21 protein-coding genes, 1 tRNA gene and 1 pseudogene are annotated in these 24,053 nt (G+C 67.4%); 8 read left to right on the plus strand and 15 right to left on the minus strand.

The features are described 5' to 3' along the window. Positions 1 to 4: 4 nt before the first annotated feature. Positions 5 to 697 (plus strand): polyprenyl-phospho-N-acetylgalactosaminyl synthase PpgS, encoded by a 693-nt coding sequence (locus tag ACX12F_RS26260; RefSeq protein WP_459367178.1) that lies wholly within the window; start codon positions 5 to 7, stop codon positions 695 to 697. Positions 698 to 749: 52 nt separating this feature from the next. Then, complete coding sequence (locus tag ACX12F_RS26265) at positions 750 to 1,070, plus strand: DUF2304 domain-containing protein (RefSeq protein ID WP_459370518.1); 321 nt, start codon at positions 750 to 752, stop codon at positions 1,068 to 1,070. Here ACX12F_RS26265 and ACX12F_RS26270 read toward each other — a convergent pair. From ACX12F_RS26270 to ACX12F_RS26280, 3 genes are read right to left on the minus strand one after another with little or no spacing between them, the layout of a single operon-like run. Next, entirely contained in the window at positions 1,061 to 1,663 is a 603-nt protein-coding gene (locus ACX12F_RS26270; RefSeq protein ID WP_459367179.1) for a TetR/AcrR family transcriptional regulator, read from the minus strand. The genes ACX12F_RS26265 and ACX12F_RS26270 overlap by 10 nt on opposite strands. A 1-nt stretch (position 1,664) precedes the next feature. After that, positions 1,665 to 3,449 carry an N-acyl-D-amino-acid deacylase family protein gene (locus ACX12F_RS26275; protein WP_459367180.1) on the minus strand — a complete coding sequence of 595 codons (1,785 nt, stop codon included), beginning with the start codon at positions 3,447 to 3,449 and terminating at the stop codon, positions 1,665 to 1,667. A gap of 57 nt (positions 3,450 to 3,506) precedes the next feature. Next, positions 3,507 to 4,439 (minus strand): NAD-dependent epimerase/dehydratase family protein, encoded by a 933-nt coding sequence (locus ACX12F_RS26280; RefSeq protein ID WP_459367181.1) that lies wholly within the window; start codon positions 4,437 to 4,439, stop codon positions 3,507 to 3,509. A 51-nt stretch (positions 4,440 to 4,490) separates the two neighbouring features. On the opposite strand from ACX12F_RS26280, the gene ACX12F_RS26285 reads away from it, so the two are divergent. Then, a complete protein-coding gene (locus ACX12F_RS26285) occupies positions 4,491 to 6,236 on the plus strand; it encodes a hypothetical protein (RefSeq protein WP_459367182.1) in 1,746 nt (581 codons plus the stop codon). Between the two features lie 20 nt (positions 6,237 to 6,256). On the opposite strand, the gene ACX12F_RS26290 is transcribed toward ACX12F_RS26285, so the two are convergent. Both ACX12F_RS26290 and ACX12F_RS26295 read right to left on the minus strand, forming a co-directional pair. Next, positions 6,257 to 6,332: transfer RNA gene (locus tag ACX12F_RS26290), tRNA-Thr, on the minus strand. 57 nt (positions 6,333 to 6,389) lie between these two features. Beyond that, positions 6,390 to 7,622 carry a DNA polymerase III subunit delta' gene (locus ACX12F_RS26295; protein ID WP_459367183.1) on the minus strand — a complete coding sequence of 411 codons (1,233 nt, stop codon included), beginning with the start codon at positions 7,620 to 7,622 and terminating at the stop codon, positions 6,390 to 6,392. Positions 7,623 to 7,705: 83 nt separating this feature from the next. On the opposite strand from ACX12F_RS26295, the gene ACX12F_RS26300 reads away from it, so the two are divergent. Next, entirely contained in the window at positions 7,706 to 9,307 is a 1,602-nt protein-coding gene (locus ACX12F_RS26300) for an adenylate/guanylate cyclase domain-containing protein (protein ID WP_459367184.1), read from the plus strand. A 6-nt stretch (positions 9,308 to 9,313) separates the two neighbouring features. Here the strand turns inward: ACX12F_RS26300 and topA are convergent, their stop codons facing one another. The 3 genes from topA to ACX12F_RS26315 form a co-directional block, all read right to left on the minus strand. After that, positions 9,314 to 12,166, minus strand: a complete 2,853-nt coding sequence (gene topA, locus ACX12F_RS26305; protein WP_459367185.1) for a type I DNA topoisomerase — start codon at positions 12,164 to 12,166, stop codon at positions 9,314 to 9,316. Between the two features lie 145 nt (positions 12,167 to 12,311). After that, positions 12,312 to 12,905 carry a hypothetical protein gene (locus tag ACX12F_RS26310; protein WP_459367186.1) on the minus strand — a complete coding sequence of 198 codons (594 nt, stop codon included), beginning with the start codon at positions 12,903 to 12,905 and terminating at the stop codon, positions 12,312 to 12,314. A gap of 104 nt (positions 12,906 to 13,009) precedes the next feature. After that, complete coding sequence (locus ACX12F_RS26315; RefSeq protein ID WP_133759409.1) at positions 13,010 to 13,213, minus strand: cold-shock protein; 204 nt, start codon at positions 13,211 to 13,213, stop codon at positions 13,010 to 13,012. A 126-nt stretch (positions 13,214 to 13,339) separates the two neighbouring features. On the opposite strand from ACX12F_RS26315, the gene ACX12F_RS26320 reads away from it, so the two are divergent. Next, positions 13,340 to 15,802, plus strand: a complete 2,463-nt coding sequence (locus tag ACX12F_RS26320) for a DNA 3'-5' helicase SftH (RefSeq protein ID WP_459367187.1) — start codon at positions 13,340 to 13,342, stop codon at positions 15,800 to 15,802. Between the two features lie 57 nt (positions 15,803 to 15,859). Further along, positions 15,860 to 16,897 (plus strand): PAS domain-containing protein, encoded by a 1,038-nt coding sequence (locus tag ACX12F_RS26325; RefSeq protein ID WP_459367188.1) that lies wholly within the window; start codon positions 15,860 to 15,862, stop codon positions 16,895 to 16,897. 9 nt (positions 16,898 to 16,906) lie between these two features. On the opposite strand, the gene soxR is transcribed toward ACX12F_RS26325, so the two are convergent. The 7 genes and pseudogenes from soxR to ACX12F_RS26360 all read right to left on the minus strand — a co-directional run. Then, positions 16,907 to 17,395: a redox-sensitive transcriptional activator SoxR gene (gene soxR / locus ACX12F_RS26330; protein WP_459367189.1), complete on the minus strand. Its 489-nt coding sequence runs from the start codon at positions 17,393 to 17,395 to the stop codon at positions 16,907 to 16,909. Between the two features lie 77 nt (positions 17,396 to 17,472). Beyond that, positions 17,473 to 17,820: an Rv3654c family TadE-like protein gene (locus ACX12F_RS26335; protein ID WP_459367190.1), complete on the minus strand. Its 348-nt coding sequence runs from the start codon at positions 17,818 to 17,820 to the stop codon at positions 17,473 to 17,475. Then, positions 17,813 to 18,154 (minus strand): TadE family type IV pilus minor pilin, encoded by a 342-nt coding sequence (locus ACX12F_RS26340; protein ID WP_459367191.1) that lies wholly within the window; start codon positions 18,152 to 18,154, stop codon positions 17,813 to 17,815. The genes ACX12F_RS26335 and ACX12F_RS26340 overlap by 8 nt, the downstream gene beginning before the upstream one ends. Continuing rightward, positions 18,132 to 18,335, minus strand: coding sequence for a DUF4244 domain-containing protein (locus ACX12F_RS26345; protein ID WP_459367192.1), 204 nt, complete (start codon positions 18,333 to 18,335; stop codon positions 18,132 to 18,134). Before ACX12F_RS26345 ends, ACX12F_RS26340 begins: the two co-directional genes overlap by 23 nt. A 51-nt stretch (positions 18,336 to 18,386) precedes the next feature. Beyond that, complete coding sequence (locus tag ACX12F_RS26350) at positions 18,387 to 18,959, minus strand: type II secretion system F family protein (RefSeq protein WP_459367193.1); 573 nt, start codon at positions 18,957 to 18,959, stop codon at positions 18,387 to 18,389. Then, a complete protein-coding gene (locus ACX12F_RS26355) occupies positions 18,956 to 19,744 on the minus strand; it encodes a type II secretion system F family protein (protein ID WP_459367194.1) in 789 nt (262 codons plus the stop codon). The genes ACX12F_RS26350 and ACX12F_RS26355 overlap by 4 nt, the downstream gene beginning before the upstream one ends. Then, positions 19,741 to 20,061, minus strand: a pseudogene (locus tag ACX12F_RS26360) (TadA family conjugal transfer-associated ATPase); the annotation flags it as partial. The pseudogene ACX12F_RS26360 and the gene ACX12F_RS26355, both read right to left, overlap by 4 nt. A gap of 103 nt (positions 20,062 to 20,164) precedes the next feature. On the opposite strand from ACX12F_RS26360, the gene ACX12F_RS26365 reads away from it, so the two are divergent. Next, positions 20,165 to 21,361 (plus strand): tyrosine-type recombinase/integrase, encoded by a 1,197-nt coding sequence (locus ACX12F_RS26365; RefSeq protein WP_459367195.1) that lies wholly within the window; start codon positions 20,165 to 20,167, stop codon positions 21,359 to 21,361. Continuing rightward, positions 21,358 to 24,018: a tyrosine-type recombinase/integrase gene (locus tag ACX12F_RS26370; protein WP_043985077.1), complete on the plus strand. Its 2,661-nt coding sequence runs from the start codon at positions 21,358 to 21,360 to the stop codon at positions 24,016 to 24,018. Before ACX12F_RS26365 ends, ACX12F_RS26370 begins: the two co-directional genes overlap by 4 nt. The last annotated feature ends 35 nt before the right edge of the window (positions 24,019 to 24,053 follow it).

A 24,053-nucleotide genomic window follows, 5' to 3' on the forward strand; every position in this document is an offset into this window, starting at 1 on the left:
CAACATGTCCTTTTATCGCGACGTCTGGATCGTCATCCCCGCCTACAACGAGGCGAGCGTCATCGCCGACGTCGTCGCTGATGTGCGCACCGTCTTCCCCAACGTCGTCTGTGTCGACGACGGCGGACGTGACGACACCGGCGACCGCGCCTTCTCCGCCGGCGCACACGTGGTGCGTCACCCGGTGAATCTCGGCCAGGGCGCGGCCATCCAGACCGGCGTCGAGTACGCCCGATCTCGGCCGGGGGCAAAGATTTTCGCGACGTTCGACGCCGACGGCCAGCACCGGGTCAAGGACGTCGTGCGGATGATCGATCGACTGCGGACCGAAGACCTGGACATCGTGATCGGTACCCGGTTCGCCGACCAGCCGCCCGACCGCATGCCGATCCTCAAGCGGCTGCTGCTGCCGATCGTCGCCAAGCTCAGTCCGTCCAGCCGCAAGCTGCACCTGACCGACGCGCACAACGGGCTGCGGGTTTTCAACAAGAAGGTGGCCGACGCGCTGAATCTGACCATGAACGGCATGAGCCACGCCAGCGAGTTCGTCTCGCTGATCGTGGAGAACCGCTGGCGGGTCGCCGAGCAACCAGTACAGATCCTGTACACCGATTATTCGATGTCGAAGGGTCAGCCGCTGGTCAACGGCGTCAACATCATCGTCGACGGACTGCTGCGCGGAAGGTTGCGCCGATGATCTGGAGTCGCTCGTGATTTGGACAAAAGCACTACTGATCGGCGCGGTCGTAATGCTGCTGGCCTACCTGTTCAGTTCCCGGCGCAACGCGCAGTCCCGGGCCTGGGTGAAGGTCGGCTACGTGTTCTTCGTGGTCGGCGCCATCTACGCGATTCTGCGGCCCAACGACACCACAGTGGTGGCGCACTGGCTCGGCATCGGCCGCGGCGCGGACCTGCTGTTGTATGCGCTGGTGATCGCGTTCCTGTTCACGACGATCAGCGCCTACATGCGCTTCAAGGACCTGGAACTGCGCTATGCGCAGCTGGCCCGTGCGGTGGCTTTGGAAGGTGCCCGGGTTCCCGCACCCGACCCGCCGACCCGTCAGGTCTGAGTCTGAACGCCCAGGCTGCCCAACATCGTGGTCAGTAGCTGGATGCGGCCGTCTTCGAGCTCCGGCTGCGGCAGCACGGCACGGATCAACGCCGCGCCGTCGAACGTGTTGACCATGACGGCGACGATCAGCATCAGAAGTTCCGGCGGCAACTGATCCGCGCCGGGCATCTCCTGCGCGGTCTCGTAGATGTTGCGGCCGTACTCGACGAGTGCGCCCTGCAGCGTGTCGCGCAGCTTCTCGTCGGTGCGCGCCGCCACCATCAGCTCGTACATCACCGCGTTGGTGGCGTTGCCGCTGATGTCCCGTAGCGCCATCAATGCCCCTTCGAGAGCGGGCCGGTCCGAAGGGATTTCGGCGATCTGCTTGCTGAACTGCTCCAGCTGCCGCCGCATGACCTCCAGCGCGGTGGCCGCCATGAAGTCGCCCATGGTGGCGAAATGCTTGAACAGCGCGCCGTCGGAGACCTCGGCCCGACGCGCGATCACCGCCGCCGAGGCGCGGGCATAGCCGACCTCGACGATAGTGACGATCGCGGCGTCGAGGAGCCGAGCCCGCGTCTCTTCCCTGCGTTGCTGTTGGGTTCTGGCCATGTCAGACCGCTTGCGCCACCGGCAGTTTCGCCCCGTGAGCCGGCAGGTAGTGGCCAGACTTCACGGTGTCGCCGTAGCCTTCGACGAATTCACCGTCACGGAACACCACCTGGCCGCCGACGCCGGTCGCGACGACTGCGGAGTCGCTGCGGTTGACCATGCGGCTCAGCCCGCCGTAGAACTCGACCGAATTCTCGTGGTACGCCTCGAGTTCGGCGTTGAGGCCGGCCGGGTCGATCACCACGAAGTCGGCACGCTCACCCTGACGCAGAGTGCCGGCCTCCAGGCCGAACCACTCGGCGACCTCACCGGTCAGCCGGTGCACGGCGTGCTCGGTGGTCATGAACGGCCGGCCGCTCTTGTCCGCGTCGTGCACGCGGCGCAGCATCCGCAGCGCGTAGTTGTAGAACGCCATGTTCCGGAGATGCGCACCGGCATCCGAGAAGCCCATGTGCACCGAGGGTTCCGTGGCCAGCTTGTCGAGCTGCTTGGGGCGGTGGTTGGCCACGACGGTGGTCCAGCGGGTGTTGCGTTCCCCGTGTTCCACCAGGACGTCCAGGAAGGCGTCGAGCGGGTGGCTGCCGCGTTCGTCGGCGATCTGGCCAAAGCTCTTGCCCACCAACGACTTGTCCGGGCATTCGACGATGGTCGAGTCGTGGAAGTCGCGGTGCCACAGGGTCGGGCCCAGCACCTTCTTGTCGAACGACTTGCGGAAGCGGCGGCGGTATTCCGGGTCGGCCATCAGCTTGTTGCGCTCCAGCTGATCCTTCAGGTGCAACGCCGCGGTGCCCGCACCGAACTCCTCGAAAACCGGGAGATCGATTCCGTCCGAATACAATTCGAACGGAACCGGCAGGTGCTGGAAGCGCACCTTCGAGTTCAGGAACTTGTTGGCCAGACGGGTCACCGGCCCCAGCACGTACACGGCCGCGGGGGACGACTTCGCGTCGGCCGAGACCAGCAGGCTCATCCGAACCCCGGGACGACGGCCGAACCAGCCGCTGCTCTCGAGGAAGAAGTTCAGTGCCTCTTGCAATTTGGCGACATTGGGTGCGCTCTGCAGGATGCGGCCGCGCTTACGCAGCACCTTGATCAAGCGGCGGCGTTCGCGCCAGGTGGCGAACGTCGACGGCAGCGCGCGGGAGCGGAAGCGGTCACCGTCGAGCTTGTCGATGGCCGCGTCCATGCCGGACATGCCGAGCATGCCGGCGTCCAATGCCGCCTCGAGCCGCGCCGCCATGGTCTCCAGTTCGGCGTTGGTCGGGGTGACGTTCGGGGTCGTCGCGCGGTCCAGGCCCAGCACCGAGGTGCGCAGATCCGAGTGGCCCAGCAGCGAGCTGACGTTGGGTCCGAGCGGCAGCGCCTCGAGCGTTTGCACGTACTCGGCCGGGCCGGACCAGTTCCGCTTCTGCTCGAGCGCGCCGACGACGAACTTGCGCGGCACCGCCTCGACGCGGCTGAACAGGTCGGCGGCGTCGTCATTCTCGGCGTACACCGTCGACAGCGAACACATGCCGAGCAGCACGGTCGTCACGCCGTGGCGGACCGACTCACGCAGGCCCGGATCGAGCAGCACCTCGGCGTCGTAGTGGGTGTGGACGTCGATGAAGCCCGGCGTCACCCACTTGCCCTTGGCGTCGATGACGTCCGGGCAGCCCGCCTCATCGAGCGGCTGTGCCGACACCGTCGCGACGACGCCGTCGCGGATACCCAGATTGCGTAGTTGCGGCGTGCGGCCGGTGCCGTCGAACCACAAACCATCTTTGACAATCACGTCGTAGGTCATGACGTGAGACTAGGACAGAAAGTGAGTACTTACAATCTTTTTCTGCATATTCGCAGTTCAGGCGCGGAAAAAGTCCACAGTCCGGGCGACACCCTCGGCCAGCGCCACCTTGGGGCTCCACCCCAGCACCTGCTGTGCGCGGGCGAAGTCGAGCTGCGAACGGCGCAGGTCACCCAGGCGCGGCGGGTGGAACTCAGGAGCGTCGGGCACGCCGACGGCCGCGGCGATCGCGGTGTGCAGCTGCGCCACCGACGTCTCCACCCCGGTGCCGACGTTGAACCGCTGCCCGCCTCCCGCTTCTCCCCCGGCGCGCACGAAGGCGTCGACCACGTCGTCGACGAAGACGTAGTCGCGGGTGTCGGTGCCGTCACCGAAAATCTTGGTGGGCCGGCCGGCCAGCAGCGCCTGGCTGAAGATCGCCACCACACCGGCTTCACCGTGCGGGTCCTGACGCGGGCCGTAGACGTTGGCCGGCGCGATGTGCGAGCAGTCGAGCCCGTACAGGTTGCGGAACATGTTGAGGTAGACCTCGCCGCACACCTTGCTCGCGGCATACGGCGACGACGGATCCACCGGCATGTCCTCGTTGGTCGGGTAACCGGGCGGGACACCGTAGATGGACCCGCCCGACGAGGTGTGAACCACCTTGCGCACGCCGTTGCTGCGTGCCGCCTCGGCCAGCCGCACGGTGCCGACGACGTTGACGCCGGCATCGAACGGCGCGTCGGTCACCGACCGCGCGACCGAGATCTGCGCAGCCAGGTGGAAGATCACCTCCGGCCGTTCTTCGGCCACGATGGCGTGCAGATCAGCGTCGACGATGTCTGCTTTGACGAACTCGAATCGCTCGTGCTGTTCGGCTTGGGCGAGGTTGTCGACCTTGCCGCTACTGAGGTCGTCGAGCCCGACGACATCGTGTCCTTCGGAGAGGAGCCGGTCGACGAGCGTCGACCCGATGAACCCGGCAGCACCAGTGACAAGTGTTCGCACGGGGCAACCATACCGACGGCCGCCGCCAAGCGGCCCGTACAGTCGACAAGAGTGAACTGGGTCGCCCGAACTGCCGCCACGCTGGTGGTGCTGCAGCTGATACTGCGGGCAGTCCTGGCTTTCGGTGGCTACTTCTACTGGGACGACCTGATCCTGATCGGCCAGGCAGGCACCCACTCCCTGCTGTCTCCCGACTTTCTCTTCAACGACCACGACGGGCACGTCATGCCCGCGGGATTCCTGTTCGCCGGGGTCCTGACCCGGCTGGCGCCACTGAACTGGTTCTGGCCGGCCTTGAGTCTGGTGGTGCTACAACTCGTCGCATCGCTCGCGTTGGTGCGCGCGCTCCGGGTGATCCTCGGCTGGCGTCCCGTGCTGCTGGTGCCGCTGATCTTCGCGCTCTTCACTCCCCTGGGCGTGCCGGCCTTCGCGTGGTGGTCGGCCGGGCTGAACGCGCTGCCGATGGCGGCGGCCGTGGCGTGGGTCTGTGCCGATGCCGTCCTGCTGGTGCGCACCGGAAATCCACGCTACGTATGGACCGGCTGCCTCGCCTACCTGGGCGGGCTGCTGTTCTTCGAGAAGTCCGCGGTGATCCCGTTCACCGCCTTCGCGGTCTGCTGGCTGCTGTCGTACGTGACAGGCAACCGCGTCTCCGTGTGGCGCGCGGGCCTGCGGCTGTGGCTGGGGCTGCTGACCATCACGATCGGCTGGATCGGCGTCTACCTGCTGGTGGTCAACCAGAAGCGCTGGACTCTGGACCTGGCTATGACATGGGAGCTGCTGGCGCGGTCCGTCACGCACGGCCTGGTGCCGACGCTGGCCGGCGGGCCGTGGGATTGGCAGCGCTGGGCGCCGGCTTCGCCATGGGCGACGCCCGGGCCGGTCGTCATGGTGCTGGGCTGGCTGGTGCTGGGTGTTGTGGTCGCGGTGTCACTGTTGCGGAAGCGGCGGCTCGGACCCGTCTGGTTGGCCGCGGTGGGCTACGTCGTCGCCTGCCAGGTGCCGATCTATCTCATGCGGTCGTCGAAGTTCACCGCGCTGGAGTTGGCCCAGACGTTGCGCTACCTGTCCGACCTCGTCGTGGTGCTGGCATTGCTTGCGGCCGTCGCGTTCTGCGCGCCCAACCGCAGCAGCCGGTTCGGCGACTCTGTACGCCGACGTATCGTCGTCGCTTGCGCTGCAACGCTATTCGTCGCCAGCAGCCTGTACTCGTGGGCGACGTTCCTGCCCAGCTGGCGCGACAACCCGACCCGCTCGTATCTGGTGAACGTCGAGGCCGCGCTGGCCGCAGCACCCCGCGACGTGCCGCTGCTCGATCAGGAAGTCGACCCGCTGGTGCTGCAACGCGTGGCCTGGCCGGAGAATCTGGCCAGCCACATGTTCGCACTGTTGCGAAACCGGCCTGAATTCGCTTCGAGCACAGCCTCTTTGCAGATGCTCACCGCGACCGGCCAGCTGGTGCCGGCCCAGGTGACGTGGACCCGGACCATCGCTCCGGGCCCGGCACCGCACTGCGGCTACCTGGTGCAGACCGACGCGCCGGTGACCATGCCGCTCGACGGGCCGCTGCTGCCGGCCGACTGGACCGCCGAACTCAACTACCTGGCCAACAGCGACGGGTCGTTGACCATCGCACTGCCCGAGGGACCCGAAGCGCGAGTTCCCGTGCACCCCGGCCTGAACCGGGTGTTCGTCCGGCTCCCCGGTGCCGGGGGCACGATCCAAGTGCGAGCCAATACCTCGGCACTGTCCGTGTGCATCGCCTCCGGGCCGGTGGGATTCCTGGCGCCGAAGTAGCGTCGCGAGACTAAAAGTTGTGGAGCCACCCAGGGGAATCGAACCCCTGACCTATTCATTACGAGTGAATTGCTCTACCGACTGAGCTAGGGTGGCGTGCCCCACCGAGGCGGGGCGGGACGAGTCTACGGGACGCCTGCGGCGCCGCCAAAGTCAGTTCCGTTGTCCGGCCCGCAGCGCCTGTCCCATGGTCGCGACCATGGCGTCGACCGCGAACTTCGGCTTGACGTTGGTGGCCAGCGCCTCGCGGCAGGCCAGCACCGCCTCGATGCAGCGCAGCAGCTGGTCAGCAGGCACGTGAGCGGCCATCGCGGCGGCCTTTTCGGCCACGTCCGGATGGTTGGCCGTAGCCACACCCGACGCCCCCGACGACACCAGGAGCGCGTCGCGGAAATAGGTGGCCAGGTCGATCAGCGCCCGGTCCAGCGCGTCCCGCGACGCCCGGGTCTGCCGCGACTTCTGCCGCTTCTCCAGGTCTTTCAGCGCGCCCGCGGCGCCCCGCAGTGCGCCCGCCGCGCCTTTACCGGTGCCGCCGGCGCCCAGCGCTGTCCTGAGCTCCTCAGTCTCGGCCTCATTGCGACCGGCCGTCAGCGCAACCGCTTCGGCTTCTGCCGAGGCGACCAGCTCCTCGACCGCGGCGTACGCCCGCGCCGGCGTCGCGGCGTCGCGGGCCAGGCCCAGCGCCCGTTCCCGGCGCGACCGGGCCTGCTCGTCGGTGGCGAGCCTGCGGGCCCGGCCCACGTGGCCACCACTGACCGACGCCGCCCAGCGCGCGTCGGACTCGGGCAGGCCGTCGCCCGCGATCAGCACCTGTGCGATGGCGTCGACCCGCGGTGTCGTCAGGGCCACGTGCCGGCACCGCGACCGCAGGGTCACCGCGATGTCCTCGGGGTCGACCGACGGCGCGCACAGCAGGAACACCGTTGATGGCGGCGGTTCCTCGACGACCTTCAGCAGCGCGTTGGCCGCGCCTTCGGTGAGCCGGTCGGCGTCCTCGACCACCACGATCTGCCAGCGCCCGGTTCCGGGCCGCCGCGACGCGGTCTGCACGATGGCGCGCATCTCGTCGACGCCGATGGACAGGCCCTCGGGAATGACGCGGCGTACATCGGCGTGGGTGCCCGCCATGGTCGTCGTACACGCCCGGCAGGCCCCGCAGCCCGGGCCGCCCTCAGCGGCCTCCGCAGTGCACTGCAGCGCCGCAGCAAAGCACACCGCGGCGATGGACCGGCCCGAACCGGGCGGACCCGTGATCAACCAGGCATGCGTCATGCTGCCGGTGGTGACACCGCTGTGAGCCGAATCACCCCGGGCCGCCCGCGCTGCGGCCACCAACTCGGCTTCCACGGCATCCTGGCCGACCAAACGCGAGAAAACTCCGCTCATCGGGCCCCACAGTAACCGTCGCCGGCGACACGAACCCGCGCGCAGCGGCGATATCCGTCGCCCTGGCCGGATACGGTTAGCGGGTGGCCACCGATGTAAAGCGCATCGGGCGAATCAGGGGGTTCGTCCGATGGGTGGCGCGCACGCCCTGGCCGGTGTTCACGCTGAGCCTTTTGCAGGCCGACATCATCGGCGCGCTGTTCGTTCTGGGCTTCCTGCGGTTCGGTCTGCCCACTGAAGACCGCATCCAGCTACAGGACCTGCCGGCAGTCAACCTGGCGGTGTTCCTGGCCGTCCTGTTCATCTCCTTCGTGGTGGCCGCGTGGCTGAGTCTGCGGCTGCTGATCCCGGTGATCCGCTGGCAGCGGCGCGACACCCTGCACCCCGGCGCCGACGATCCGGCGTTCACCGAGCTGGCCCGGACCCGGGCGCTCAAGATGCCGTACTACCGGACCATGATCAGCGTCGCGAACTGGTTCATCGGTTCGGTGGTGTTCATCATCGCCAGCTGGCCGGTGGCCAGCCGCTCGGCTCCCTTCGTCTTGGTGGCCAGCGCGCTCGGCGCCACCGCCACCGCGATCATCGGCTACCTGCAATCCGAACGGGTGCTGCGGCCCGTCGCAGTCGCCGCCCTGCGCGACGGCGTGCCCGAGAACTTCAGGGCGCCCGGCGTCATCCAGCGTCAGGTGCTCACCTGGGTGCTGTCGACCGGCGTGCCGCTACTGGCCATCATCGTGGCCCGGCTGGCCGGCCAGTACTCGATCCTGGTCAGCGAGAACGACCGGCTGAACACGCCGATCCTGTTGCTGGCGATCACCGCCCTCGCGATCGGCCTCGCCGGCAATGTGCTGGTGGCCATGTCCATCGCCGACCCGCTGCGGCAGCTGCGGTGGGCCCTGGGCGAGGTGCAGCGCGGCAACTACAACGCGCACATGCAAATCTACGACGCCAGTGAGCTGGGCCTGCTGCAGGCGGGATTCAACGACATGGTGCGGGACCTGTCGGAGCGGCAACGTCTGCGCGATCTGTTCGGCCGCTACGTCGGCGAGGACGTCGCCCGCCGGGCCCTGGAGCGCGGCACCGAGCTGGGCGGCCAGGAACGCGACGTCGCGGTGCTGTTCATCGACCTCATCGGGTCGACGCAGCTGGCCTCCACCCGGCCAGCGGCCGAGGTCGTGTCGATCCTCAACGAGTTCTTCCGGATCATCGTCGACACCGTGAACCGGCACGGCGGCTTCGTGAACAAGTTCCAGGGTGACGCGGCGCTGGCCATCTTCGGCGCACCCATCGAGCACCCCGATGCCTCGGGCGCCGCGCTGGCCGCCTCCCGCGAGCTGCACGACGAACTCGTGACTGTGCTGGGCACCACGGAATTCGGCATCGGCGTGTCCGCGGGCCGGGCCATCGCCGGCCACATCGGTGCGCTGGCCCGCTTCGAATACACCGTGATCGGCGATCCGGTGAACGAGGCCGCCCGCCTGACCGAGCTCGCCAAGCTCGAGGAGGGCCACGTGCTCGCGTCGGCCATCGCCGTCAGTGGCGCGCTGGATGCCGAGGCGCTGTGCTGGGACGTCGGCGAGACCGTCGAACTGCGCGGCCGGTCCGCGCCGACACAGCTGGCGCGCCCGCTGTCGCTGGCCTCACCGAGGCCGGCGACCGAGCGGGAAGCCGAAGCCGCCAGCTAGACGGGCCTAGGCCTTCTTCGCAGCGGCCTTCTTCGCCGGCGCCTTCTTGGCAGGGGTCTTCTTGGCCGCCGTCTTCTTGGCAGCGGTCTTCTTCGCCGCCTTCTTCGCGGGGCCACGAGCACGCCTGTCGGACAACAACTCCGAGGCCCGCTCGTCGGTGATCGACATGACGTCGTCACCCTTACGGAGGCTCGCGTTGGTCTCACCGTCGGTGACGTACGGGCCGAACCGGCCGTCCTTGATCACCATCGGCTTGTTCGACACCGGGTCGGTACCCAGCTCGCGCAGCGGCGGAGTCGCCGCACCTTGGCGCCCACGACGTTTCGGCTCGGCGTAGATCTTCAGCGCCTCTTCGAGCGTGACGGTGAACATCTGCTCTTCGGTGGCGAGCGAACGAGAGTCGGTGCCGCGCTTGAGGTACGGGCCGTAGCGACCGTTCTGCGCGGTGATCTCTTCCTTGCTCTCCGGATCGACACCAACAACGCGCGGCAACGACAGCAGCTTCAATGCGTCGTCGAGCGTCACCGTCTCCAAATCCATTGAGCGCAACAAAGATCCGGTGCGCGGCTTGGGTCCGGTCGGTTTCTTGGTCTTCTTCGCGCCCGTGCCGGCGTCCGGCTCTTCCGGCGGCGCAGGCAGCACCTCAGTGACGTACGGCCCGTAACGTCCGTCCTTGGCGACGATCTCGTGCCCGGTCTCCGGGTCGACGCCCAGTGAACGACCCTCTTGCGGTGTGGCGAAGAGCTTTTCGGCCAGCTCGAGGGTGAGTTCGTCGGGCGTCAGATCGTCATTGAGGTTGGCGCGCTGCGGTTTCAAAGCGCCGTCGGCTGCCTCTTCATCAAGAACCATCCGCTCCAGGTACGGCCCGTTACGGCCGACGCGGACGTTGATGGCGCGACCTTCGGCGTCATCGAACAGCTTGATGGAGTTGACTTCTCGCGCGTCGATACCTTCGAGGTTGACGCCGACGAGCTTCTTCAGGCCACCCTCGCGGGCCACCGAGCCTTCGACACCGTGCTCGCCACCGAAGTAGAAATTCGACAACCAGTTGGTGCGCTGCTCGTTGCCGGCGGCGATCTCGTCGAGTTCGTCCTCCATGGCGGCGGTGAAGTCGTAGTCGACCAGGCGCCCGAAATGCTGTTCCAGCAGCCCGACGACCGCGAACGCCACCCAGGCCGGCACCAGGGCGCTGCCCTTCTTATAGATGTAGCCGCGGTCCTGGATGGTCTTGATGATCGACGAGTACGTCGACGGACGACCGATGCCCAGGTCTTCCAGCGCCTTGATCAGCGAGGCCTCGGTGTACCGGGCCGGCGGGTTGGTGGTGTGCCCGTCGGCCGTGAGCTCGGCGGCGTCCACCCGCTGGCCCTGGGTCAGGTTCGGCAGGCGGCTCTCGGCGTCGTCAGCCTCACCGCCGGCCTGCTCGTCGAGGCTCTCGACGTAGGCCTTGAGGAAGCCGGCGAAAGTGATGGTGCGGCCGGAGGCGTTGAACACGACCTGCTCTTCGACGGCGGTGCCGTCAGTCGATCTGCGGCGGGCCTGGCCGGAAATACGGAGCGAAAGGGTGGTGCCGCGCGCGTCGGCCATCTGGGACGCGACGGTGCGCTGCCAGATCAGCTCATAGAGCCGGAACTCGTCGGTGTCCAGGGCGCCGTGCAGCTGGCCCGGGGTCTGGAAGACGTCACCGGCGGGGCGGATGGCCTCGTGTGCCTCTTGGGCGTTCTTGACCTTGCGCGTGTACTGCCGCGGTGTCGGGTGGACGTACTCCGGGCCGTAGAGCTGCCCGGCCTGGGTGCGCGCGGCGTTGATGGCCGACTCCGACAGCGTCGTGGAGTCGGTACGCATGTAGGTGATGTAGCCGTTCTCGTACAGCCGCTGCGCGATGCTCATGGTGCGCTCGGAGGAGAACCGCAGCTTGCGGCCGGCTTCCTGCTGCAGCGTCGAGGTCATGAACGGCGCGTAGGGCTTGCGCGTGTAGGGCTTCTGCTCCACCGAGCTGACGGTCAGCGACTCGCCACGCAGCCCGGCGGCCAGGGCACCGGCGGCCGCCTCGTCGAGCACCAGCACCTCGTCGGGCTTCTTGACCGCACCGAGGGAGTCGAAATCCCGGCCGGTGGCGACGCGGCGGCCGTCGACGGTGCTGAGCTTGGCGGTGAACTTGGGCGGAGACGCTTCCGGGTCGGACACGCTGGCGTCCAGCTCAGCGGTGACGTCCCAGTAGCCGGCGCTGCGGAACGCCATGCGTTCGCGCTCGCGCTGGACGATGATCCGGGTCGCGACGGACTGCACCCGGCCCGCTGACAGCTTCGGCGCGACCTTCTTCCAGAGCACCGGACTGACTTCATAGCCGTACAGACGGTCGAGGATGCGGCGGGTCTCCTGCGCGTCGACCAGGGCGATGTCCAGGTCGCGCGGGTTCTCGGCGGCCGCGAGGATCGCGGGCTCGGTGATCTCGTGGAACACCATGCGCCGGACCGGCACCTTGGGTTTGAGCGTTTCGAGCAGATGCCACGCGATGGCCTCGCCCTCGCGGTCACCGTCCGTCGCGAGATAGAGCTCGTCGACCCCCTTGAGCAGGTCCTTGAGCTCGGTGACGGTGCTCTTCTTATCCGGGCTGACGATGTACAGCGGCTCGAAGTTGTCGTCGACGTTCACGCCGAGGCGGGCCCAGGCCTCACCTTTATATTTGGCCGGTACGTCCGCGGCATTGCGCGGGAGGTCGCGAATGTGTCCGCGCGACGATTCGACGACATAGTTGGAGCCGAGGTAACCGGCAATCTTGCGCGCCTTGGTAGGCGACTCGACTATGACGAGTCGCCGGACCCGGCTGCCGCTACCGGCACCATCGAGGTCAGCCACCTTATCTATCCGCTCCACTTCTTGGTCTGCGTTACGACACCGAATGAATGCCTAACGGTCATCCGGTTCTAAGGCAAGTCACAATTTGACACTCTGCGCGAGCCTACGCAAACCGGATGCGGCCAAAATATACGGTCTGCACCCGCTAGATCCGGGGCCATTGGAGAAACGCCTCCGTAAACCCGGGCGGCTCCCCCACGTTCTCTACCAGGCGCAGGAGTCTCCGGCGGCCACTGATCCGCAGGGCCGGGTGATGGCCTCGGGTCCCGATCAGGGTCGGCGCGATACCGACCCGCATCAGCGCCGACGCCAACGTCGAATGAGTATCCGGTGCGTGGGGATCCAAACCCAACAAGTAGCCGTTCGGCTCTGCGGTACCGGCGGCGAGCACCCAGGCGCGCAGCTCCCGCGGGCCCGGTAACCACCCTTCGGGCACGGTTTTGACCGCTCCGCGGGTCCAATCATGTGCCATGCGCGCCAGCCTGGCGTCGGCTTCGGTGCGCACCAGCGGCGTCTTCTCGTCGGTGTGCGTGATCTCGGGCTCCAGTCCCGCTTCGGCGATCATCTCGGCCAGCGCCTCGGCCCGCCACAACGCGTCGACGACGACCGACAAGCGGACTTTCCGGCCGTCCGCCGCGTCGGCGGCTCGCACCACCTGTCCCGACGCAGCGAGCAACCCGGTCAGGTCGGCCACCGCTGGCGGCACCGACTCGGCCGAGAAGAAGGACAGCTGACTCACCCTGCCGACAGTAGGCCAGCCCATGACGAAAGGTGTGGAGGCCAGCTATGCAAAACGCCCCCGCTTCATCGCTGACGATGCGGGGGCGTTGCTCAGTGCTGACCTCAGACCGGGCGGACGTTCAGAGCCTGCGGGCCCTTGGCGCCCTGCTCGACCTCGAAGTCGACCTTCTGATTCTCCTCAAGGGTGCGGAACCCGTTGGACTGAATCTGCTTGTAATGGACGAAGACGTCGCCTCCGCCGCCTTCCTGCTCAATGAAGCCGTAACCCTTCTCCGGGTTGAACCACTTCACAGTCCCCTGTGGCATTTGTCCTTCATTTCCTTCTGTTACTGCGGGTGCGATCCACCGAGTCTTCCGGTGTACCGGGAACGCAGACAACGTTCCCGGGTGTTGACACACGAACACAGAAGCTGCGACCAAGATCAGTCAACCATGTCGGGCGCTGTCGCAACAGTCACTCGACGAACTGTGGTTAACAATTCATCTTGGCCGCTTTCAGCACGCGGCAGCCAAGGCCGAGAAGGGATCACAGTGACACACGCGGAATCCGATGGCGCTGCAGCGCAGCCGAACTTCGGGCGTGAGCTGTTGGCCTCCGCGCTGGACGGCACCCCCGCCGACGAGCAGCCGCTGCGGCATGTCGCTGATCTGGCGCCGCGTCAGGCTCGCCGAATGCCCTGGCCCGCTTGGGTTGGCGACGACGTGGTGCGGGCGTTCACCGATCGTGGTGTGGCGCAGCCGTGGTCGCATCAGGTATCCGCGGCCGAGTTGGCGCACGCCGGCCGGCACGTGGTCATCGCGACAGGCACCGCATCCGGCAAATCCCTGGCCTACCAACTGCCGATCCTGCACGCGCTGCAAACCGATGTGCACGCCCGCGCGTTGTATCTGTCTCCGACCAAGGCGCTGGGCCATGACCAGCTCCGCGCCGCGCAGTCGCTGTGCGGCGCCATTCCCGGCCTGGTCAACATCGCCCCGTCCGCCTACGACGGCGACAGCTCAACAGAGGCAAGGCAATTCGCCCGGGAACGGTCCCGGTGGATTTTCTCCAATCCGGACATGGTGCACCTTTCGCTGCTGCGCAACCATTCCCGATGGGCCGTGTTCCTGCGGCAGCTGCAGTTTGTGGTGATCGACGAATGCCATTACTACCGGGGCATTTTCGGCTCGAACGTGGCGATGGTGCTGCGCCGGCTGATGCGGCTGTGCGACCGTTACGGGTCGGCGCCCACCGTGGTGTTCGCCAGCGCCACCACCGCTGCCCCGGCGCAGACGGCATCCGAGTTGCTCGGCCAGACGGTCACCGCGATCACCGAAGACGGGTCGCCGCACGGCGGCCGCACGGTGGCGCTGTGGGAGCCGGCGCTGCTCACCGATCTGATCGGCGAGAACGGCGCCCCGGTCCGCCGGTCCGCGGGCACCGAGGCCTCTCGGGTGATGGCCGATCTGATAGCCGAGGGCGCCCGGACGCTGACCTTCGTCCGATCACGCATCGGCGCCGAGTTGACGGCGCTCGGGGCGCGGGCCCGGCTCGAGAACGTCGCGCCCGAACTGGCCCCGCTCGTGGCGTCCTACCGAGCCGGATACCTGGCCGAGGATCGCCGGGCCCTGGAGCACGCTCTGACGGAAGGGGAATTGCGTGGCCTGGCCACCACGAACGCACTGGAGCTCGGCGTCGACATCGCCGGACTGGACGCCGTGGTGCTGGCCGGGTTCCCCGGTACGGTGGCCTCGTTCTGGCAGCAGGCGGGCCGGGCCGGGCGGCGCGGCCAGAGCGCGCTGATCGTGCTGATCGCCCGCGACGACCCGCTCGACACCTACATGGTGCACCATCCCGCCGCGCTGCTCGACAAGCCCATCGAGCGGATCGTGATCGATCCCGGCAACCCGTACGTGCTGTCACCGCAATTGCTCTGCGCGGCAACCGAACTCCCCCTGACGCCCGCCGAGGTGCGGATGTGGGACGCCGAAGCGGTAGCCGAATCACTCGTCGACGACGGTCTGCTGCGCAAGCGCCCCGCGGGCTACTTCCCGGCACCCGGCGTGGATCCCCATCCCGCCGTGGATATCCGGGGGTCATCGGGCGGGCAGATCGCCATCCTGGAGTCCGGCACCGGACGCATGCTGGGCAGCACCGGCGCCGGCCAGGCGCCGGCCTCGGTCCATCCGGGCGCGGTCCACCTGCATCAGGGCGAGACCTTTCTGGTCGACGCGCTGGACTTCGAAGCCGGCGTCGCCTTCGTGCACGCCGAGGATCCCGGCTACACGACATCGGCGCGGGAGGTCACCGACATCTCGCTCCGTGGCACCGGTGAGATTCACCGTTTCGGGCCGGTCGCCATCGGCCTGGTCCCGGTGTCGGTATCCAACACCGTCGTCGGGTTCCTGCGCCGAGCGATGGACGGCGCGGTGCTCGATTTCGTCGATCTCGACATGCCGACCCGCACCCTCGACACCATGGCGGTCATGTGCACCATGGCACCGGAGATACTGTTGGACAAGGGAATTGATCCGCTACGGGTTCCCGGGTCGCTGCACGCGGCCGAGCACGCCGCGATCGGCCTGCTGCCGCTGGTGGCCAGTTGCGACCGGGGTGACATCGGCGGCGTATCCACCGCTTCCGGCCCCGCACCCGGCGACTTGTCCGGCCTGCCAACGATTTTCGTGTACGACGGCTATCCGGGCGGAGCCGGGTTCGCCGACCGCGGGTTCCGGCAGCTGTCCACCTGGTGGTCCGCCACAGCCGCAGCCATCGAGGCGTGTGAGTGCCGTCACGGTTGCCCTTCCTGTGTGCAATCGCCCAAGTGCGGCAATGCGAACGATCCGCTGGACAAAGCCGGCGCTGTGCAGGTACTTCGCCTGGTAGTCGACACCTTGGCGGCACACGGAAAGTAGGCCGGTCGGCCCACTCCGGACAGAGGCAAAGCGCACCGAAACGGATAAACTACGGCCATGACGGACGACTGGCTTCTCGTCGAGACCCTCGGCGCCGAACCTGCCGTCGTCGCGCAAGGGCAGCAAACCCAGAACATGGTTCCCATCAGTGCTTTCCTGCGGCGCAACTCCAGCTTGATGGCGATCCAGTCGGCGATCGGCGAAACCGTGCGCGCCGGGCTGCCGCTGACGAGCATCACTCCCAAGAGCGACCGGGTGATCCGGACCGAAGTGGTGCAGACGACCGACGGACGCATTCATGGCGTGCACGTATGGGTCGGCACGCCCAACGCCGATCCGCCGGACCGGATGATCCCGGGGCCCCTGAAGTGGGATCTGACGGGCGGCATCGCGACCGACACCATGGAGTCGCTGGCCAACAGCGGCCTCAACCCAGCGGCCGAGGCCACCCATGGCCGCGCATTCGCCGACGACCTGCAGACCCGCAAGCTGAACCCGAACGAGGCGCGGGTCATCTCGGCCGTCATCAAGCCGAAACCTGGCCAAACGTTCACCAGCACTTGGGAAATGACCGATTTCCGAGGCCGGCCCATCACTGTCGGATTCTGCGCGCGGGTACTCAACGAACCCGATGAGGACGGCCACGACCGGCTGGTCTGCCGGGCCATGAACTGGCGCGGCGTCCGGGACAATTCGTCGGCCGCACCACTCGACCGGGCGCAGCAGATCGCAGGCGGCCCGCCCGTGCCCGGGATCTACCGGGCCATGGTGGATCTGAACAGCTGGAAGCTCATCAAATGGATCGGCGAACCGTGTCCGCTCTTCGACTGGAGCGCCGACGCGTCATCCGAGTTGGTACACCCGGACGAGATCGCCGAGATGGCGGCCATGACGGTCGAGTTCGGCAGCGGACCGACGTCGCGGGTGCTGCGGTTGCGCGCCCATGACGGCGGGTGGGTCCCGATTCACGTCACCGCGCACCGGCTCCAGGTCGCCGACGACACCTTCGCCGGCCTGCTGTCCTTGCGCCTGCCCACCTACGGTGAACTCATGGCCGGCGGGGACCGGCTGAGCGCCGGCGCAGCCGAGTCCTGATCGCGAATCCTATTCGGCGCCTGCCGGATTCGCCCCGTCGAAGGGAAGCAACCGCCGGGCGCCCGGCCCTTCGGCCGCGAGCTCGTCGCCGGGGTTGATGACCAGGCAGTGGTTGAGGGAGATGCATCCGCACCCGATGCACTGGTCCATCTCCGACTGCAGCCGCTCCAACTCGAGCTGCCGTTCGCGGAGTTGCGCACGCCAGCGCTTGTTGAGCCTGGTCCAGTCGCGCAATGACGGCATCCGATCATCAGGAAGCGTCCGGAAGTGCTCGGCGACCTCGCTGAGGGGAATGCCGAGCCGCTTCGCCACCTGGATGACGGCAATACGCCGCTCCAGGTGACGTGGATACAACCGGGTGCCGCCCGCCGTGCGTTCGGGGTGGATCAGCCCTTTCCGCTCGTAGAAGTGCAACGCTGACGCGGCGACGCCGGTCCGCTTCACGATCTCCCCGATGGTGAGGAGATCGGTCGGACCCATTCGCTTGACCTCAACCATAGTTGAGATTCTACGGTAGCGATATGCCAAGTGACACAGGGCGGCTCGCGGTGGCACAGCTCATCGTTGCGGTCGGGCTACCGCTCGCCTGGTCCGGCGCGGGCCTGACCGTGCGCGACGCCGAGATTCCACCGGCCGAACCGCACCGGCACCTCCACGTCGACCACCACGTCCAACTGCCGCACCGAACACTGACCAACCCGGCTGCCCATGGCTTCGGCAACATCGGCGGCGCGGCTACAGGACTGGCCCGGCCCTGAGACCAACGCGCCCGCCGCCGCCAATGCGGCAAGGTCGGCCGCCGACTGCGCGCGGTGGTGGCCGATCACCGCGGCACCGACGGCAGCCGAACCGGTCATGAGGCCGATGAGCACCGCGATCAGCGCGACCGCGAACACCGTCGCGGCACCCCGCTCGTCACACACCGGGCTCGGGCGCCGCCACCGCCTCCGCCCCCACCGTGATGCCGGGTAGCAGCGGCGCCGGGACACGGACCCGCGCGACAACCCGTCCACCGTCGCGCCGCACCTCGACCGTGGCGCCGTCGGGGCCGGCACGACGGGCGGTTTCGATGGCGGCACGGTCGTCGCCGCGGGCCGCGAGCCGGGCCGCTTCCCGGGCCGCGTCGAGGCAGCGCACCTGCATCGAGACCGCAGCGAGGCCACCGACACCGAGGACGGCGACCGCGATGAGCGCGGCAACCGCGAATGCCGCCTCGGCCGTGACGCCGCCACGGTCATCGGTTGGTGGTGAGGGCACGAGAGATGATGTTCGTCAAAGCACTGACGATCGAGTCCCCGGTGACCACGGTGTACAGGATTGCGCCGAACGCCGCGGCGGCCACCGTGCCGATGGCGTATTCGACGGTGGACATCCCGCTCTCATCGGTGAGCAGCACGGTCGCTCGGGCTTCAAGCGTGCGAATAATGTTCAGTTTCATGGTTTCCCTCCCCTTGTGGTGACGCCGGCCGGCGTCGGAAATCTGCGTCCGTCACAGCAGCCCGGACCGGAACACATCACCCGCCAGACCGGCGACAACGGGCACGATGCCGAGACAGACGAAGGCCGGCAGGTAGCAGAGCCCCAGCGGACCGGCGATCAGAACATTGGCCCGCTCGGCGGCCGCGTCCGCCGCGTCACCGGCGTCGGCCCTGGCCTGTTCGGCCAGTTCGGCGACGCCCTGAGCCATCGCGGCACCCGAGGACGCCGATCGGCGGGCCAACCGCAGCAGCGCGATCACGTGCGGATCAGTACCGCCATCCCGGTCCGACCAGGCCGTCGCCGGACTTGCCCCCAAAGCCAGCAGTTCAGCCGCGCGACGCAGCACACCGGCCAATCCGGCCGGCGCGGACGGCACCGCAGCCGAGGCGGCGGCACTGGTCGCCATGCCCGCCGACAGACAGGCCGCGAGCACGTCCAAGCTCGACGGCACCGCCAGCGGGTCGTCGTTCGACGTCGCCGGGGGCGATGACCGGTCCGGCACCCGCGGCCAGATTCTGTGCGCCGGCGTGCCAGGGATCAGCAGAATCGCCACCGCGAGCAGAAGCAGCGACGCCGTGCTCATCGCCGCGCCCGCGCGATGATCCGGTCCGACCACAACAGCCCGAGGCAGCACAGCAGCACCCCGACCACCAGCACGGCTGCGCCGTCACCGAGCAGGAAGCGCACGGGATGCGCACCGATCAACTGCCCCAAGACGATTCCGAGCGCGGGCAATCCGGACAGCACCGCCGCCGTCGTACGGGCCCCGGCCATACCCGCTCTGATCCGCGACGAGAAGCGTTCGCGTGCAACGACGTCCCGCTCTGCGGCACGCATGAGCGGGGCGATGGCCAGGCCGTGGTCCAGCGCGAGCTGCCAGTACACGGCCAGACGCTGCCAGTGCGCCGGGAGCGCCGACGTCCCCGCCACGGCGCGCAGCCCCGCCGCGACATCGGCGCCCAGCCGGGCGCGTGCCGCGACCTCTCCCAACGCCGCAGAGACCGGTCCGTCCACCTCATGAGCCGCGGCGTCGAACGCTGCCACCGGATGTGCCCCGGCACGCAATTCTCCGACCAGGATGCCGAGCGCACCCTGCAGCGTCTGCGCCTCCCTGGCACGTGCGGCCTCCCGTCGCGAGCGCTGCCACCGCAACCCCACGGTCCCGACCAGAGCCGCACCCGCCAGCGTCACCGGCAGGGGTAGCGCTACCAGCGACACCACGGCGACCGCCGCCGCCGGCAACGACAACATCCGCGAACCACTGCGTGACCCCAGTCCCGCCAATCGTTTTCGATGCCCCAACCGCTCGAGCCCGCCCGGCCGCGGCGCCACCAGTACCGCCAGCGCCAGCAGCAGTGCGGGGCTCATGACCGACCCCGAGCGGCCAGCAGCTCACGAAGGGCCGCCATTCCCGGTCCGGCGCCCCGATCGACCTGCCACGCGGTCACAGCCGCTACGGTCCCGTCGACGACGCGGTGCAACACCGCGACCTCGCTCAAGTACCGTCGGCCATCACGGGCCCGCGCGGTGTGGAGTACGAGCTGGCACGCGGCCGCCAGCTGAGAATGCAGCGCGAACCGGTCCAATCCGCCGACGGACGCCAACGCCTCCATACGGGCGGGCACCTCGGCGGGACTGTTGGCATGGACCGTCCCAGCACCACCCTCGTGGCCTGTCTTAGATGCCTACTCCGTGAACGTTCGGTACGTCCGCGGAGAGTCTCTTTCCCGGCGTCACGGACGCCCAGTAGCAATGCGTTCGTCACATTGCTACTGGGGAGGTTGGGACTTGCTCGAAGATGGATTCACTGTCCGAAGGATCGGTCACTCCGGTGGCCGGCAGTCGTACTGGATTTTCACGCCGTCAGGGGAACTGCACCGGCCATCGCTGGATGTCTTGACCCGGTTCGGCCCGTCAACTCAAGAAACGTATGCCTACAGCCTGGTTGATCACCTCAACTGGCTTCACGTGAACCGCAAGCCCACGACCGCGGTGACGCTCGATGACCTGCGCCGCTATATGAATGGGCTCACCGGGCAAGCTGACGGTGTCTACGGGGTGCCCTGGCGGGCGCCGAAGCAAAAGCCGTTGGGCGCGGCGGCAGCAGCCAACGTGGCCACCATCGTGAAGGCCTACTACCTCGCCTTGGCAGCGAAAGGACAGGCCAGCGGTGAACTGGTCGCCGGCTTCGAGACCGCGCCCAGGACGGCGAAACGCAAAGGCTCGCGGCAGGTCACATCAAATCCGTTGGCGCCCCGCAAGTCTGCACGCCGACCACGATTCCTGGCGGACTCAGTGGTGGCGTCGTTGTTCGAGCCGTCGGTGCTGACCACCGCGCGTGATCTGATGATCGTCACCTGGCTTCACGACGGTGGTCTGCGGGTCGGCGGCATGTGCGGCCTGCGTTTTTGCGACCTTCACCTGTCCGACAACCACCCGTGCGGCCAACGCGCCGACCCGCATATCCATATCGTCGGCCGGGATGACAACCCCAACCGGGCACGAGCCAAGGCGTATGCGTCTGCCGGTCTGAGCGTGGACGGCTATGTCCTGGACGGGGTCATCCGCGCAGTGAGTCCGGCCATGATCAGCACGTTCTATGGGTACCTGCTCGACGAGTACCACCCGATTGCGCATCTGGTTGACCACGAGCAGGTGCTGGTGCATCTGCGGGGCACCTCGCCGGGCCGGGCGCTGACCACCTCGGCGGTGCGCAAAATGCTGCGACGCTCGTGCCAGCGCGCCGGTCTGAATGCCCGCATCACCCCGCACGCGTTCCGCCACCGGGCCGCAGCAGCGTTATATGCGGAAACAGATTTCAACGCGGAGATGGTCGCTCAGGAGTTCGGCTGGACCAGCCCGTCCATGGTCACCGAGTTATACGGAAAGTCGGCGAACCGCGAGGCGATGAAGCACCTGCATCGTGTGTGGGAGTCGGCCCCCGGATTGTCCAGCGGCACCGACGGCGACGGAGCCCAGGCATGAGCACCGAAGCCGCGCTCAGCGAGCTCTCCGGCCCTACCCTGGTTGATACCGCCTCGGACTATATGCAGCTGCCCGCGCAGCAGCGGTACGAGCTGATCAGCCAGAAGTTTCCAGCGTGGTTGTTGGCGGAGCCGATCGTGTTCCCGCGCAACCATTCCACCTACGGGTGGGCCTGCCCCGTTGAGGGGTGCCTGGGCCTGCCCGGGCAGACCTACACCAGCATCATGTGCATCCTCCACGCACAGGAATTCGCTGCGATCAAAGAGTCGACGACTCTCGCCGAGTTCGTCGCCACCGCACGCCCGACAGGTTCCCGAAGCTGGGGGTGGGGCTTGGAACGCCGCCCGGGGTGCTCCATCTGCGGTGACAACCGAGAAGCAATAGGCAACGGACTGTGCTCGCAACATGCTAAACGTCGGCGCAGAGCCAGTCGCGAGGGCGACTTCAGTGAAACTGATTGGTGTGCAACACAAGAACCACTACCGCCCTTCGGCACCGAGTGCTCGGTGCGGCTCTGCGTCCGAGACGCTGACTGCGGTCAGTTCGAGGGCCCAAGCAAGCGCAACCTGTGCCGCACCCACCTGAGCGGCTGGCAGCTGTGGAGGAGGCGACGCGGAACCCCGCCGTCGGTGGCGATGTTCGAGGAATGGCTGGCCTCACCCGCGACGCGTGAAACGGTGCGGACTCCCGATAGTCGCGGAGAACTGCATTTGGCTGGCCTGCCCGCGGGTTTGCAGCGCGAAATTCGCTACGGGCTCGACCGTCACGCAAAAACGGCGCGGCGCACGCAGTGGCGGCCCTGGGACATCCAGGCGGTAGTGGACCAACTCGCGAAGTCGGGTGCTATATCGCTGATCGACCCGTTCGTGGATGCGATGGCCGACGATCAGGACAACAGGGCCCAGCAGCGCATCTGGCGGGATCTGCCCATCGCGGCGCGCAGCCTTCTGCTGACTAAAGAGACCGCGAAAGAGGCGGGCTGGTTTGACCATGTCGTCTCTGGGGGGAAAGCGTTTCCCGGCAGTCAAATTGGTGAGCGGCGTCGTTCGGTGTGGGACCTCACACGCATCTCCCAGCGTTGGCTGCGAGACGCGCTGTGGGATTACCTCTATGACCAGTCCCTTGAACCCGACGGGAAACGGGTCTCGACGGGGACGGTGTTTTACCGACGCTCGGGAACCGTGCTGTTGTCGTACGTTCTGGAACAAATACGCCCGGACCGCGGGAACGATCCGGCGCTGCTGCATGCCGTCGACGCGCTCACGATCAAAGAACTGGTCAATCTGTGGTTCAAGGAGCAGATCCCTGTCCCACCGCTGATTGACGAAGCCCGAAAGGCTGACGGGGTGCTGGTCGAGCGCTCCCGCCACGTCTTGATGCGCAATGCGCATATTGTGTTGGCGCACAGTAAGGAACGCGGCCGGGCATCGACGGTGCCCGAAGATTTCCTTCTGCGGTTTCCTGATTTCCCGGTTCCCGCCAGAAACCCGCTGCCCCGGCCGTTGAGCTTCGGTGATTATCAACTGCTCGTCGATCCCGACAATTTGCGTGCCCTCGACGAATTGGATTCCGCCGAGGTGGGCTTGTCTGACATCTGGCTGGTACAGGCTTTTCAGGGTGGCCGGATCAGCGAGGTTCTGAACCTTCGCCTGGGCTGCATCGGGATGGTCGGGGTCGCGCAGCCGTACCTTTGGCGCGACATCAGCAAAATCAACGTGGTCGATTACGGAATACCTTGCCACGTACCGGTTTACGAGCGTCTATTGCGCCGCCAGGCGATCACCAAGGCCAAGCTGCGCAACCGTTACCGCAAGCGCCTTGCTGCGCTCGACGGTTCCGGGCGTGAGCGGCTCGAGGCCGAATGGGAACGAACGATGCCGCTGTTCCCCGGTGCGCATCTGAATCCGGATCTGACCTTGGAGGTGTCCTACACCTCGTTCAGCAATGCGTGGAGGAAGTGGTTTGCCGGTCTGGGCCTGTCCGGGATCACCACCCACCAGACCCGTGCAACGCTCGCGACATCGCTGCTCAACAGCGGCGCCCCGGCAGAACTGGTCCGCCAGCTGCTCGGTCATTTCTCCGACGAAGCACTCGCGCACTACGCCCGCTACAACGACGCAAGTATGGCCAAGCACCTCAAGCAGATCTGGGCCGCCGGACCAGGAACCAACAAGCCCGGCACCATCCTGCTGCGGCCCGGCGACCTGGACGCCGATCCGGCGGCGGTGCGCGACAGGATCGACTTGGCGGTGATACCGGTGGAGCACGGCATCTGCCGATACGGCCCCGTGGTCGGCGGCGAAAGCTGCCCCTTCTCGAAGAACTGCACCAGCGGTCCTCAGGGCCCGTGCGAGCACTTCGCCCTCACCGGTGCTGATCTGGCGTACTGGGAACGCAAGCGCGACGCCGCTTTTCACTTCGCCGAGGGCGCCCCTAACGAGGACGCCCGCGACTACATCCTGTCCGCGTGGGACCCTTGGCAACCCGTTCTCGCCGGACTGCGCGAGGCCCTCGATGAGCTCGGCCTGCTCGAAGAAGCCGAAAAGCTCGACCTGCGCAGCCCGACACATGACTACTTCCATCCCGTGTTCACCACCGGATGGACGCTCGACCAACTTGCGCCACCGGCCCAAGGATCGGAGACGACGACCGCATGACTGCGCACAGTCCAAATCCACGAGTTGCCGCAAAG

It is taken from the genome of Mycolicibacterium sp. HS_4_1, from assembly GCF_054515875.1.